Here is a 14,541-nt window from a genome sequence, read left to right as displayed (position 1 = left end):
GATGGACGGAGTGGACGGAGCTACTCCGTGACGTCCACTTTCACTTCCTGGGGCGCGAGCGCCGCGTAGATGATCATGAGCGCCGGTTCCTCCGGCGTCCCCGGGCTCTCGAGGAGGATGACGCCGGGCTCGCCCGCGAGCTGCCGGCCCGCCATCGAGGCGCCGCCCTTGAGCCGCTCGAACAGCGTCGGGGCCTTCGCCACCGGCCCGCGGTGCACGATGCGCATGATCGCGGCGGCCGGGCTCTCGGTGACCTGGCCCGCCGGGATCCACGCCCCGCCGATCGTGGGCGGCGGCGCCGGGATCTCGACGGCCTGCCCGGCGACCGTCGTGCGCACGAGGTGGCGCGTCGGCAGCTGCGCCGGGAGCGGCTCGTCCGTCGTCGGCGGCAGCGGCGGATCGAACGCGCGCGCGTCGAAGGCGTCGAAGTCCACGGAGCGCGCGGTCTCGCGCCAGATCTCCCTGCCGGCGTGCGTCACGCCGCGCACGTGCGGGGCGAGCATCTTCTTGACCTCGCGCCAGTCGCCGTACGAGAGCTCCCACTGCGTCTTCGCGCCCGCCGCGTCCTTGAGATCGAACGAGACCTGGGCGAGGAGCCCGGTCGCCTTGTCGTAGGCGGCGCGGAGCCTGAGGTTCGTGTTCTTCGGCCGCACCTCGACGACGGCGCAGCTCCTCCCGTCGACGGCGGCGTCCTCGCGGGTCCTAAAGCTCGCCCCGAGCTGTGAGGCGTCGGCGGCGGGGAAGGTGAGCCCGACGAAGATCCGCACCGGCTCGACCCACATCGCCTCCTCCGGCGTGCAGCGCGCCGAGACGCCGTAGACGGTCTTGCGGCACGCGCCGTCGATGTACGCGTACGAGATCTCGTCCGCGACGTAGTCCAGCCGGAACCGCGCCGGGCCGCCGAGCGAGATCTCGACCGGGATCTCCCGGCCGTCCGCGCTCGCGACCGCGGAGATCCTCACCTTCGCGCCCGCCAGGCGCAGCCGCTCGATGCCGCCCATGGCGTCGAAGGAGCTCCGGACGATGGCGATCGCCTTCTCGGAGTCGGCCTTGGGGTCTTCGGCCGGGGCCTCGGCGCGGAGCTCGGCGCCCCCGCAGGCGGCGGCGACACACGCGGCGAGGGCCAGGGACGCGGCGTTCATGGGTTTGCGCATTCGATCTCTCCTTTCCGCTCTTTGGGCGGAGCATACAGGATGGCGGCGCTACCCGTCGACGCCTTCCGGCGGCGCCCCTCCGCGCGCGGCCCTGCGGAGGTCGAGGACGAGCTTCGCGAACGCCAGCGCGACGAGGAGCAGGGGCACGCCCATGAAGCCCACGACGAGCGGCGTCGAGGGGACGGACACCGCCGGGCGCGCCGCGTTCGACTGGTAGACGTTCTGGTAGATCGCGAGGAAGAACACGTTGAGGAGGAGGAGGGCGGTCTCGAGGAAGCCGCGCAGGCGCTCCACCAGCTCCGCCCGGCGCGCCGGGGAGCCCAGCCAGTAGTCCTTGCGCGGGACCGCGAGCGTGCGATCCCCGAAGCGGGGCAGGCGGACGTGGACGAAGAGCAGGGCGACGTTCGCCAGCCCGACGATGGCGAGCCACTCGACGAGGAAGGCGCGCGAGGACACCCCCGCGTCCGCGGACCACGGCTTCGCGCCGAACGCCTCCGGCAGCGCGGGCGAGGTCGCGAGCACGTACGCGAGGTGCGCGATCAGGGGCACGAGCCAGGCCACTCGGCTCAGGTGCGTCAAGGCAGGGCGCCCCCGGAGCCGCCGAGCTGCGCGTAAAGGACCTCGAGGAGATCGACGCGCATCCCGAAGTTGTAGCCGGCCAGCGCCTGCCCGTTCTCGACGTAGCCGCCGGCGTTGACGCCGACGACGTGGCCGGCCGCGTTGAACATCGGGCTCCCCGAGGTGCCGCCGGTGCAGAACGCCGAGTGCTGCAGGAGCGTGTTCGCCCCGAAGGCGCCGAGCTTCTGGTCGAACGTCGTGACGCGCCCGATGTCGCCCTCGATGAACGTCGCCTCCGGTGCGTCCTCCTTGTTCAGGCGGCCGGGGAAGCCGTACAGGAAGACCTTCGCGCCCGGCCCGAGCTGGCCGAGCTCCGCCTGTCCGGCGCGGGTCACGGCGGTCGTGAGCTTGCCGGCGATGCGCAGGAGCCCCACGTCGGGTGAGATCTCGCCCTCCCGGTACGCCGGGTGCGCCGCCCACTGGACGACCGGGAAGCGGTTCGCCGGCGCGCCGTTCATGAGCGCGGTCACCGAGACGAAGCGCTTCGATCCCGAGACGACGCAGTGCGCGTTGGTCGCGAGGAGATCCGGGCTCACGGCGAACGCGGTGCAGAAGCCCTGCAGCGGCCCGGTCGGCCTGCCGTCCTTCGCCGGGTACCCGGCGAGCATGAAGACTTTGTAGCGGTTCGCCGCCGCGATCGCGCCGCCCGACTCGACGCCCACCTGGGTGGTCTGGATCACCTGGACCGTGCGGTTGCGGTAGGCGATGGTGCCGACGATCGCGCCCGCGGCGACGACGGCAAAGGCCGCGGCGGCCACGATGATCTTGAGCCGCTTGGAGGACCCCCGGACCTTCTTCTCGACGAGCGCCTCGAAGTACTCGGTCGACTTGGAGGTCCCCTTGGGCGCCGCCTGCGCTTGCGGGACCGAGGCGAGCGCCTGCTGGATCATCATGCCGACGGTCTTCTGGCCGTAGATCTTCGGCCCTTCGTTTTCGGAGGCCGGGGCCCCTGCGGCCACCGCGGCGCCGGACGCGCGGAAGGCCGGGCCGTTCGCCCCGAGCGTCACCTCGTCGCCGGGCTGAAGCTCGGCGGACTGGGCGCGCCGCCCGTTCACGAAGGTGCCGTTGGTCGACTGGAGATCGACGACGACGAGCCGGTCGCCCTCGATGCGCAGCTCCGCGTGGCGGCCCGAGACGATCGGCGTGCCGCTCTCCTGGAAGACGACGTCGCACGCCGGGTGCCGGCCGAGGGTGACGACGGCCTTGCCGGAGAAGGCGTCCTCCGTCCCCTGCCGCGGGCCCTTGGTGTGGACGATCGTGAGGTTCATCGCGTGGGCGCCGGGGTTAGCGCCCCATCTCCGCGGCCAGCGCGGTCACGCGGGCGCGCGCCGGGTGGTCCTCGGGCAGCCGCGCCTCGAGCACCTTTCGCGCCTCGGCCAGCAGCTTCTTCGCCTCGGCCTTCTTCCCGGCGTTCCACAGCGAGAACGAGAGGCTCGACTGGGTCAGCGCCACGCGCACGGGATCGGGATCGCCGGCCTTCCGCAGCAGATCGAGCGCCTCCTTCAGGCGGGCGGCGGACTCCTCGTAGCGCTTGGCCATGCCCAGCACCCGGCCGGCCGTGTCGAGCCAGGCCGCGACCTCGGCGCCGTCCGGGCGCGGCGCCGCGCGCAGGCGCGCCAGCTGCGCGTCCACCGCGGCGAGCGCCTCGTCGGGCTGCCCCTGGCCGAGGAGCGTGTCCACCAGCGTAGCGAGCGCCGTCCCGCGCAGCTGGGCCTCGCCGGGGTGGTGGCGATCGGCCAGCGCGATCGCCTGCTCGGCCAGCGCCGCGGCCGCCGGAAGATCCTTGGCGAGCGCGCGCGCCCGGGCCTCGACCACCATCAGGCGCACGCCGTCGGGCGGCGGGGCGTCGAACGCGCCCTCGGCCCAGGAGCGGGCCGCGGTGATCACCTCGATCGCCTCGTCCGTCTTTCCCGAAACGAGCAGGCTCTCGCCGAGCCCCATGCTCGCGGTCAGCCGCCGGTCGTCCAGCCCGGCCGCGGTCGCCTTCTCGACGGCGCCGCGGAAGAGGCTCTCGGCCTGCGCGAAGTCGTCGCGGCCGAGCGCCGCGCCGGCCCGGGCGATCTCCTCGTCGACGTCGCGGGCGCCGCCGGCCGGTTCGCGCTTTCGGGCGACCGGGGCGGCCTCATCGGGAACGCCCGCGTCCGTCGCCGGGCCGGCGTCGGCTGCCGGGGCGGCCGCCGGCGCGCTCGGGGAGTGGGGCAGGGCGACCGCCATCGCGGCGGCGCCCAGGCCGGCCACGCACACGGCCGCGACCCAGGCGACGTGCTTGCGGTCGAGAGCCTCGTCGGTCGGCCTCGCGGCGCGCGAGGCGAGGACGAGCGCCGCCACGAGCGCGATCGCGGCTGCCACGGCCGCGTAGAAGAGGCGCACGCCGTGCGTGAACTCCCGCGGCCCGGCGAGCAGCAGGGCACCGAGCGCCGCGATCGCGAGCAGCGCCAGGAGGAACGTGGTGCGGCACGCGGGCCGCCCGTCGCTGGTAGACATGGTCGATTCCGATCGTGTCGGGGGTTATTCGGCGGAGGAGAACCCCTCGGCGTAGCTGTCCCACTCCAGGTCGTCGTAGGAGCTCTCCGTCGGGAGCTGCCTGTCCACGGCTTTCTGCCTGTTACGCTCTGCCTTGAGCGCCGCGCGCTCCTGGCGCCGGTACTTCTCGTCGGCGGCCCTGTCCGCGGCGTGGTGCGCCTCGAGAGCCTGGCGCTCCGCCTGTTCCGGCCGGGCGCACGGCAGGTTGTGCTCGTGGCAGTACGCCTCGTCCTCCTCGTTGGGGATGACCTTCCAGCCGAGGCGCGCGGCGGTCGCGCGGTTGAGCGTGCCGTCCGCGTTGAGCGTGCCGTTCGAGATCATCATCGCGCGGATCGCGGAGATGGTCAGCGTGTCGTTGGACCAGCTGTTCTCGAACATCCACGCGCTCTGATCCGGGTTCGGCAGGAAGTGCACGTTCTCCTGGATCGGCTCGTGGGCCTGGAACCCGTCGCGCTTGCAGAGGATGTAGTAAGAGAACTCCACGTCGTCGCCCCCGAACCCGGCCGCGGACTCGATCACGACCTCGCGCGCCGAGATCGACGCGGCGTAGAGCGGGGCCCAGGTGCCGATCGGGGTCAGGTGCACGGTGATGCCCTCCGCGGCCGCGACCTGCTGCCAGTGCTCGGGCATCTCGATCACGGCCCGGCCGCCCTCGAGGAACGCGGTGCCGCGGATGAACGCCGCGTGCTCCGGCCCCTCGAGGAAGTTGTACACGATCTCCTTGGTGGGATCGCTCTTGTGCGGCTGCACGAACGACCCCGAGCCCTTGGTGAGCGCCCCGGTGATGTGCAGCGCTCCCTGGAAGTAGCCGGCGTACGAGCCGGCGGTGGCGCTGTACCCGTTCACCGCGTAGCGGGTGCCGGTCGTGGTGCCGTTGATGTAGCTGTAGACGCCGTACTGCGCGCCAGTGTCGCCGGTGCTGCCGTAACTGTTGGTGGAAACGCCGTACTGGGAACCCGCGTTGGAGCCGTAGGTGTAGATGTGCACGCCGTACACGCCACCGGACGTTCCATTGTGGTTCGATTGGATTTCCAAGGCCTCCGCGTTGCCGGTCGCTGCCGCGTTGGACTGATTTGAGTTCAGGAACATGCCCCAGTTGTCGTAGCCGCTGCTGCCCGAGCCGTTATTGGTGGAGGAAGCGTAGATTCCGTAGGCGTCGGATGTAGAGGTCGACGCGACAAAATAGCCGCCGTAGGCGTATCCACCAGTGTTGGTCGCCTGTGCGCGGATACCATAAGTGTTCCCGTAGTAGGTATTCGCCGTGAAGTACCCGCCGAAGAAATCCTGAGTGGATATGCCGACGTCCCCGTTGTTGGCGGCGCCGCGCACGCCGGCGTAGTCGATCGATCCGGTGTTGATCTCGGTGTACGCCGCGCCGTAAACACCGTTGAGCTGGCCGGTGGTGTGGTTGGAGTTGTACGACTCGGCGAAGCCGTAGACACCGTACTGGTAGCTGGTGCTGGAGATCCCGCTGCCGTCGGAGGAGTCGCCGTATACGCCTGCCGCGCTGGGATGGTTGTTCGCCCTGCCGACCAGCGCCCAGGCGGGGCCGGTGTTCGTGCTCGCATTTGCGAAGACGTGGGTGCCGTAGAGGGGGCTCGCGCCGGTGTAACTGAAATTGTAGACGCCGGAGGTGCTCACCGTGTCGCCGGTGCGCAGGATGTAACGCGCGTCGAAGGTCGTGTTGCACGTCGAGCAGTTCGTGAGGAACGACGACGAGTGCAGGCCGTCCAGGTAGTCGGCGTTGAGGCTCGTGACGACCAAGGTGCTGTCCACCGAGAACGGCGCGGTCGAGCCGGACGTGCCGCCGTTGAACGCCGGGCGGCCGGACACGGTCTCGCTCTGCGACAGGTTGAAGTACTGCGTGTGGTCGTCGTCGGTCAGGCCCGAGAGGGTGCCGTGATCGTGGCCGTGGGTCGCCGCGGAGTAGTAGCTCCCGTGCTGGCCGTCGAGCAGGTCCGAGTTGAGGTTCGTGACGAGGAACGTGCTGTCCACGGTGAACGGCGCGGTCGAGCCGGTCGTGCCGCCGGTGAACGCCGGGATCGCGGTCACGGTCTCGGCCTGGGAGAGGTTGAAGTACTGCGTGTGGTCGTCGTCCGCGAGGCCGCTCATCCCGCCGTGGTCGTGGGCGTGGGAGGTCGCGGCGTAGCGCGCGTCGCCCTGGAGCCGGGTCAGGATGTCGGTGTCCGCGTCGTTGTTGAGGACCGCCTCGGCCGTGAGGTCGGCGTACGCGCTGTAGTAGGAGGTGCCCACCGTGCCGCTCGTGATGTCCGCGCCGCTGTGCGCGTGGCTGACCGGCGCGTACACCCCGGCGTGGGTGTGGGCCGACGTGGCGTAGTAGGTCCCGTGCTGGCCGTCGAGCAGGTCCGAGTTCAGGCTCGTCACCAGGAAGGTGCTGTCCACGGTGAACGGCGCGCTCGCGCCCGTGGTGCCGCCGTTGAACGCCGGGATCGCCGTCACGGCCTCGGCCTGGGAGAGGTTGAAGTACTGGGTGTGGTCGTCGTCCGCGAGGCCGGTCATCGCGCCGTGGTCGTGGGCGTGCGAGGTCGTCGCGAACTCCGAGGCGTGCTGGCCGTCGATCAGGTCCGCGTTCAGGCTCGTCACCAGGAAGGTGCTGTCCACGGAGAAGGGCGCGGTCGAGCCCGTGGTGCCGCCCGTGAACGCCGGGATGCCGGCCACGGTCTCGCTCTGGGAGAGGTTGAAGTACTGCGGGTGGTCGTCGTCGGCGAGGCCGGTGTTCGTGCCGTGGTCGTGGGTGTGGGAGAGCGAGGGGTACCGCGCGTCGCACTGGGCCCGGGTCAGGATGTCGGTGTCGGCGTCGTTGTTGAGGTACGCCTCGGCCGTCAGGTCGGCGTACGCGCTGTAGTAGGATGTCCCCACGGTGCCGCTCGTGATGTCCGCGCCGCTGTGCGCGTGGCTCACGGGCGCGTACACGCCGGCGTGGGCGTGGTTGCCCGCGGCCACGGTGCCGGCGGCCGTGCCCACGCTCACGCCGATGTCAATGGTCGACGTGTTGCCGCCGCCCGTGATCGGCGAGATCGCGTTGACCTGGATGATGCCGGTGCCCGGCGTGCCGCCCACGGTGGCGTCGAGCACGCAGATCACCTCGCCCGTGTCCGGATTCACGCCCCGGACCACGTAGCCGGTGTCGCAGATCCCGTCATCCGTCGTGGCGTCCGTGTAGACCCGGTGCTGGACCTCGGCCCAGTCCACCGAGATCGTGTTCGAGGCGATGCCGATGCCGTCGCCCGCGATGTAGGTCCCGCCCAGGTCCGCGTCGCAGGCCCAGGCCGATCCGTCCCACTTCATGACCTGGCCGAGGGTGCAGGAGAACAGCGGCAGGTACACGCCCGTGTGGTTGTGGGCCGCGAGGGAGAACGCGGTCGAGTCGAGGCCGTCGAGCAGGTTGCTGTTCGGGTAGACGGCCGGCGGGTCCGTTATGTTGCTCCAGACGTGGGTGTGCCCGGTTTGGGTGAACGCGCTCGCGTGGAGGCCGTCGAGCAGGTCCGCGTTCAGGCTGGTCACCGCGAAGTTCGAGTCCACCGTGAACGGCGCGCTCACGCCCGAGGTGCCGCCGTTGAAGCTCGGGATCGCGGTCACGGCCTCGGCCTGGGCCAGGTTGAAGTACTGCGTGTGGTCGTCGTCCGCGAGGCCGGTCATCGCGCCGTGGTCGTGGCTGTGCGAGGTCGGCGCGTACTCGGTGTGGGTGTGGCCCGCGGCGGCGAAGTCGGTCGCGTGCTGGCCGTCGATCAGGTCGGCGTTCATGTTCGTGACGAGGAACGTGCTGTCCACGGTAAAGGGCGCGCTCGTCCCGGTCGTGCCGCCCGTGAACGCCGGGATCGCCGAGACGGTCTCGGCCTGGGCGAGGTTGAAGTACTGGGTGTGGTCGTCGTCCAGGAGGCCGGTCATCCCGCCGTGGTCGTGGGCGTGGGAGGTCGCGGCGTAGCGCGCGTCGGACTGGGAGCGGATCAGGATGTCGGTGTCCGCGTCGGCGTTCAGGACGCCGGCCGCGGTCAGGTCCGCGTAGGCGTCGAACCGGTCCGTGCTCAGCGTGCCCGACGTGATGTCGGTCGCCGCGTGGGAGTGGGAGGTCGGCGCGTACCCGGTGTGCGTGTGGCCGGCCATGGAGAAGTCGGTGGAGTCGAGGCCGTCGAACAGGTCCGCGTTCAGGTTCGTCACCAGCGTGCTGCTGTCCACGGTGAACGGCGCGCTCGTCCCCGAGGTGCCGCCGTTGAACGCCGGGATCGCGGACACGGTCTCGGCCTGGGAGAGGTTGAAGTACTGCGGGTGGTCGTCGTCGAGCTGCCCGGCCAGGGTGCCGTGGTCGTGGCCGTGGTCGCTGCGCGACGCGGTGGCCGCCGTGCCGGAACCGGCGAACGCCACCGAGATCACGTCGGACGCGATGCCGATGCCCGCGCCCGCCGTGTAGATCGTGTTGGCGTCGGTGGAGGAGCAGGTGACCGTGCCGTCGTTGGCGATCGAGGCGATGCCCAGGGCGCAGGTCGTGGCGACCACGTCGAGCTGGAAGCCGGCGAGGTTGATCACGTCGCAGTTGCCCTCGCCGTCCAGGTAGGTGCTGTCGCCCGAGCAGAGCGTGGCCGCGTTGGTGTTGGTATCGTCGTCGGCCGCGCAGATCCAGCCCAGGGAGAGGTCGTACTCCAGCAGCTGGCCGGCCGCGCAGGTCATGCCGGCCAGGGTCTCCGAGACCTGGGGGTAGACCGCGTCGTGGTTGTGGTTGCCCCACGCCGCCTGCGCGGCGCCGGTGCCCATGTCGATGCCGATCGTCTCGTTCACGTCGTTGCCGCCGCCGGTGAGCGGGGGCAGCGCCGTGAGCGACACGATGCCCGTGCCGGGCTCGCCGGTGGTGGTCTGATCGACGACGCAGGTGATCGCGCCCGAGGCCGGGTCGATGCCGCGCACCAGGTTGCCGTCGTCGCACTGGCCGTTGATCGTCGTGGAGCTGGTGTAGACGCGGTGCTGGACCACGCCGAAATCGACGGAGATCTGGCCGGAGCCGATCGTGATGCCCGTGCCGGGCGTGTAGTCGGAGCCGGCCGGGGTGGCGCAGGCGAAGTCGCCGGTCGCGGGGTTGATCGACTCGACGAACTCGCCCGGCGCACACGAGCCGTCCAGCCTGACCTGGATCAGTGTGTCGTTCACCGCGAACTCGATGTTCGAGCCCACCACCGCCGCGGTCAGGCCGAACCCGGCGGTGTAGCTCTCGCCGGTCTCCTCCGCCGTGCAGGTGACGGCGCCGGTGCCGGGGTCGATGTTCGAGATGAACGAGCCCGCGCCGCACGGCCCGCCGCTGGTCAGCGGCTGGTACGTGCCCGCGTGGAGGTGGTTGCCCTCGGCCACCGTGCCCGCGGCGGTGCCGAACACCGCCGAGAGCTCCGGGTTGCCGGAGACCCAGTCCTTCTGGAGCCCGGTGCCGGCGTACACGTCGGTGATCGTTCCGCCGTCCACGCCGGCGCTCGTGATGTCGGTCCCGCAGATCGGGCCGCTGACCGGGTCCCAGCCGCGCAGGAACTGATCGCCGCTGCACGCGAAGTTCAGCGCCTCCTGGATGTCCTCGGCGGTCAGGTCGCCGACCTGGGAGCAGATCCCGGCCTCCTCGGCGAACGGCACCGCGGCCATCCGGATCCGGTCCATCTCGTCGTCGAGCCCGACCGTGATGCCGAGCCACAGCTCGGGGTGGAGCACGAAGTCCTCAAAGTTGATCGTGGTGAGCGTGCCCAGGTAGACGGTGAAGAACCCGTCCACGACATCGACCTGGTTGACGCCGTTGTAGAGCTCGGACCAGACGAGCGTCCCGCCCACTTCGGAGTCGTAGATGGCGAACTGGATGTTCGCCAGCCCGTCGATGGTGTCGCCGTACTGATCGGTGAGGATTCCCTGGACCGGGATCAGGTCCGGCACCTCGGCCCTGGCGGCCGTGGCACAGCAGATTGCGGCCCCGAGAATCGCAGCGCTGACGATCATCTTCTTCATTTTAGTTCTCCCCTTGTGTCTACTGCTTCACCAAGGCGCCGACCCCGAGGTTCGCCTTGTAGGAAGTGCTCTGCGTCGACCCCGGCGTCCCGCCGCCGATCGTCACGATGCATTTGTAGCTGTACGACTCGACCAGGCCGCCGCCGGTGACCGACCCGAACACCATGGTCTTCACGTCGGCATCGGTGTCCGTGTCGGTATCGGTGTCGGTGTCCGTGTCGGTATCGGTGTCGGTATCGGTGTCGGTGTCGGTGTCGGTGTCCGTGTCGGAATCCGTGTCGGTATCGGTGTCCGTGTCGGAATCCGTGTCCGTGTCGGTGTCTGAATCCGTGTCGGTGTCGGTGTCCGTGTCCGTGTCGGTGTCTGAATCCGTGTCCGTGTCGGTGTCGATGTCCGTGTCCGTGTCGATGTCGGTATCGGTATCCGTGTCGGTGTCGATGTCCGTGTCGGTGTCCGACCCCTCGCCGTCGGCTCCGGGGACTATCACGGAGCAGCCTGCGACGAGCGACACGAGCAGCGCGATCGAGCCGAATCGTTGGTGCGGAATTGACATTTCACTCTCCTTCGAACCTGCGCGCGCGACGACGGGTCGCTGATGGACGATTACCAGGACACTGAACCTATTAGCACCGAGTCTAAGGGCGTTTTCGACCGGCGACAACCCAAATGATGGTCCGAAGAGCCGGCCGGTTTTTTTTTCGAAGCGCTTCTTTTTCGGACCGTGCTCAGAGGTATTTGGTTATAATCGCACACTCGTTAAATGACCGTTCAGCTGCGCCGCGCGGGACGGCGCACTGCCAAGGAGTTGCGATGCCAGCGGTACCGAGGTGGTCGATTCTCTTCGCCGCGCTCTTCGCGGCGGTCGCGGGGTGCTCCGCCATCGTCCCCGGGGCGGGCGGGGGCTCCGACGCGGACACGGACACCGACACCGACGTCGACAGCGATACCGATACGGACACCGATTCCGACACGGATATCGACACCGACACGGACTCGGACACCGAGACCGACACCGACACCGATACCGACACCGACACCGACACCGACACCGACACGGATACGGACACCGATACCGATACGGACACCGATACCGATACGGACACGGATACCGACACCGACACCGATACCGATACGGACACCGACACGGACACGGACACCGATACCGACACGGACACAGATACCGACACGGACACGGATGTGGATCAGGTCATCGGCATCCCGTCCGGCGGTGGTCAGGTCTCGACCGCCGCGTACACGCTCCGCGTCAGCGTGGGCGGCTCACCGCAGGGTTCGGCGTCGACGGCGTTTTATCAAATCAATCTGGGCACCGGTGCCCTGGTGAACCAGTAGGACGGGAAGGAAGAAGCCATGAAGAAGATGATTGGGGTGTTCTGTGTTTTCGCCGTGTTCCTGGGAGCCATGGGCTCCGCGAACGCCACGGTTCCTCAGCTGATGCCGGTGCAGGGCGTGCTCTCGGACAGCGTCGGGAGCCCCATCGACGGGCCGACCAAGCTGACGTTCAGGATCTACAACGCGTTTGACGACGTCACGCCGATCTGGACGGAGATCTACGAGACGACGAATGCCGTCGACGTGCAGGACGGGTTCTTCACCGTGTACCTCGGCGAGCTCGACCCGTCGGGGAACCCGCTCGTCATCGATTGGGGCGCGCCGGAGCAGTGGCTCGGGATCACGGTCGCCGAGGACGTGGAGATGCCGCGCATCCGGCTCGCGTCGGTCCCGTTCGCCTCGGAGGCCCAGTCCTGCCGGCAGTTCGGGGTGCTCGGTGAGGACGACGCCGATGATCTGTCGGTCCTCATCGACACCGGCTGCCCGCCCGACACCGCGTTCCGCGCGTTCGACGGGGCAGGGGGGCTGATCTGCGACCCTGACGACACCGGCGCCGGCGGGGGGATCACGGTGGTGAACGGCACGGCGCCGATCACCGCGAGCACGGTGGGAGGCACGGTGACGGTCGGGGTGACGACGGGCACGACGGCGGGCACCGTGGCGACGGGCAACCACGCCCACGCCGGCGTCTACGTTCCGTGGAGAACCTGCACGACGGGCTACGTGCTCAAGTACGACGGCGACTCGTGGGAGTGCGCGACGGACATCGACACCAACACGACCTACGCGGCCGGCACCGGCCTGACCCTGACCGGCACGTCGTTCAGCGTCAACTACGGGACCGCGGCCGGCACCGCCGCCGCGGGCAACCACGACCACGCCGCTGCTTACGCGCCGATCTCGCACAACCACGACGCCGCGTACGTGAACGTGACGGGCGATGCGATGACCGGCGCGCTGAGCATCTCCACGCCGAACGGGGCGTACGCGATCGACGCGACGAGCGCGAACTGGATCACCATCAACGCGGCGACCACGAACAGCAGCGGGTATCCGATCTACGGCCAGGGCGGCTACGCCGGCGTGAGAGGCAACGCGGGCTCGGGCGGCATCGGCGGCGTCTACGGGCAGGGGTACACGACGACCACCGGCACCGGCGTCTACGGCGTCGGCGCGACCGGTGTCCTGGGCACGACGGCGGCCGCGACGGGTTACGGCGTGTACGGAACCGCGACGTCCAGTACTGGGGTCAACTACGGCGTGTACGGCACCACCGCTTCGACGACGAACGGCTGGGCCGGCTACTTCGACGGGAGGACGTACGCCGGAAGCCTCATCGTGGACGGGCCCGCGATGATCAACGGCACGGCGATCGCGACGGGGTTCGACTACGCGTCTCCCCAGACCGGCTACGCGGCGCTCGCCTCCGGGGCGTTCACGACGAACGCGAGCTCCGACGCCTACGACGGCGCCGGGAACGGGACCTACCGGTTCATACCGACAGGCGCCACCGGGACCGAGCTCGTCGCGGCCCTGACGCTCCCCCACGGGGTGACCGTCACCAACATGACCTGTTACGTCTACGACAATCACGCGACGTACAATGTCGCGGCGATCGGGGTGGTGGACACGCTGGACAACACTTGGAAGTGCTACGACGACACGATCACGTCGGGCCAGAGCGCGACTGTCCAGGCCATCTCGAGCGACTGCTCCTTCGTGGTCGACAACGCCAACGATCTGCTCAACGTCCGCTGGATCATCGACGACGCCGCGTGCGGAGAGGCTTGCCAGCTCCACGGCTGCATCTTCACCTACACGTACATGGCCGCTGGCCGCTGACGCACACTGGGGTCACACACTGGGGTCAAGACCCATCACTTGTCATATAGACGCGCGCCGAGCGCCTCGACCCACGCCTTCATCGGCTCGGCGGACGCGTCGAATCTCCGCAGGACGTTCGCCACCTGGGTCGGCGACATGTCGAGCGCGGCGCCGATCTCGCCGTGTGTCATCGAGGTCCATCTGCGCAAGGCGAACACCGCCAGACGGCGCGGCGGATTAGCGCGCGGACCGCAGGCAGCGCGGGACAACTCCGACTTCCGGACACCCGCGACCTCGCAGACATTCGTCATGACGATCCGCGGGTCACCGAAGCGGGCCGCGATCGGCGCTTCGACGTTTCGCGCCGGGCTCGTCTCTTTCTCGTTCAACCAACCCGTGTCGAGCGACATGCCGTCCGGCCACGCGATGCGCTTTCGGTGAACGTCTCCGACGTAGCCGTGCAGCTTCGCCGCGGAGCCGAGCACGCCGAGAAGGTATCCGAGCGTCAGCCAAGGGGGCGCGGGGTCGCGACCCATGTAAGCGCGGTGGCTCGTCCAGCAGTCGGAGTCGAGGCGCGTGACGAGACCAGCGCGCAATGGGTTCAGATGAATGTACGCGAGCAAGAACGGGAGGCTCGCCTCGTTTCGTACGAGCTCGCTGTGGAACCGGCCGCGGAAGACCGGCCCGTCCCAGCCGTGCCTCGCGTTGACGTGCTGCGTGTAGCTCGCGTTCAGGTGACGCATCGCGCGCGACAGGTTGCCGTGGGGTGACCTGACGAGCAGGTGGTAGTGGTTCGGCATCAGCGAATAGGCGTGCACCTCGATGCCGAACGTTTCGACAGTCGCCGCGACGTGTCCGAGGAACGTGCCGCAGTGATCATCGGAGTTGAAGATGGGCGCGCGACGAGCGCCCCGGTGCATGACGTGGTGCCACGCGCCCGGATAGTCGATGCGGGGTTTCCTAGCCATCGCGCCAATCTACAGGACATGGGCCTATATGACAAGTGATGGGTCTTGGTGCGACCGAGCACTGTCGGTCCGTTGGGATGGAAGGAGGCGATAACTTCCTGAAATTCGGATGA

The 14,541-nt window shown here is 69.2% G+C and carries 9 protein-coding genes; 2 read left to right on the top strand and 7 right to left on the bottom strand.

Going from position 1 to position 14,541, the window contains the following annotated elements; translation table 11 throughout:
- Window positions 1-20 precede the first annotated feature (20 nt).
- From M0R80_14930 to M0R80_14905, 6 genes are read right to left on the bottom strand one after another with little or no spacing between them, the layout of a single operon-like run.
- A complete protein-coding gene (locus M0R80_14930; protein ID MCK9460930.1) occupies window positions 21-1,154 on the bottom strand; it encodes a hypothetical protein in 1,134 nt (377 codons plus the stop codon).
- A 48-nt stretch (window positions 1,155-1,202) separates the two neighbouring features.
- Window positions 1,203-1,733, bottom strand: a complete 531-nt coding sequence (locus M0R80_14925; protein ID MCK9460929.1) for a hypothetical protein — start codon at window positions 1,731-1,733, stop codon at window positions 1,203-1,205.
- The gene (locus tag M0R80_14920) at window positions 1,730-3,040 is read right to left on the bottom strand and encodes an FHA domain-containing protein (GenBank protein MCK9460928.1); all 1,311 of its coding nucleotides are present in this window, start codon (window positions 3,038-3,040) and stop codon (window positions 1,730-1,732) included. The genes M0R80_14925 and M0R80_14920 overlap by 4 nt, the downstream gene beginning before the upstream one ends.
- Before the next feature lie 16 nt (window positions 3,041-3,056).
- Window positions 3,057-4,256: a tetratricopeptide repeat protein gene (locus M0R80_14915; protein ID MCK9460927.1), complete on the bottom strand. Its 1,200-nt coding sequence runs from the start codon at window positions 4,254-4,256 to the stop codon at window positions 3,057-3,059.
- Window positions 4,257-4,280: 24 nt separating this feature from the next.
- A complete protein-coding gene (locus M0R80_14910) occupies window positions 4,281-10,286 on the bottom strand; it encodes a hypothetical protein (protein ID MCK9460926.1) in 6,006 nt (2,001 codons plus the stop codon).
- 19 nt (window positions 10,287-10,305) lie between these two features.
- Window positions 10,306-10,839 (bottom strand): hypothetical protein, encoded by a 534-nt coding sequence (locus tag M0R80_14905; GenBank protein ID MCK9460925.1) that lies wholly within the window; start codon window positions 10,837-10,839, stop codon window positions 10,306-10,308.
- A 257-nt stretch (window positions 10,840-11,096) separates the two neighbouring features.
- Here M0R80_14905 and M0R80_14900 point away from each other — a divergent pair, with 257 nt between their 5' ends.
- Both M0R80_14900 and M0R80_14895 read left to right on the top strand, forming a co-directional pair.
- On the top strand, window positions 11,097-11,636 hold the full coding sequence (locus tag M0R80_14900; protein MCK9460924.1) for a hypothetical protein: 540 nt from the start codon (window positions 11,097-11,099) through the stop codon (window positions 11,634-11,636).
- An 18-nt stretch (window positions 11,637-11,654) separates the two neighbouring features.
- On the top strand, window positions 11,655-13,478 hold the full coding sequence (locus M0R80_14895; GenBank protein ID MCK9460923.1) for a hypothetical protein: 1,824 nt from the start codon (window positions 11,655-11,657) through the stop codon (window positions 13,476-13,478).
- A 35-nt stretch (window positions 13,479-13,513) separates the two neighbouring features.
- Here the strand turns inward: M0R80_14895 and M0R80_14890 are convergent, their stop codons facing one another.
- Window positions 13,514-14,428, bottom strand: coding sequence for a transposase (locus M0R80_14890; GenBank protein ID MCK9460922.1), 915 nt, complete (start codon window positions 14,426-14,428; stop codon window positions 13,514-13,516).
- Window positions 14,429-14,541: the final 113 nt, after the last annotated feature.

The organism is Pseudomonadota bacterium (assembly GCA_023229365.1).
Classification (GTDB): Bacteria; Myxococcota_A; Polyangia; order JAAYKL01; family JAAYKL01; genus JALNZK01.
Note: the sequence above shows the minus strand (reverse complement) of the source record. Positions and strands in the feature narration are given on the sequence as shown.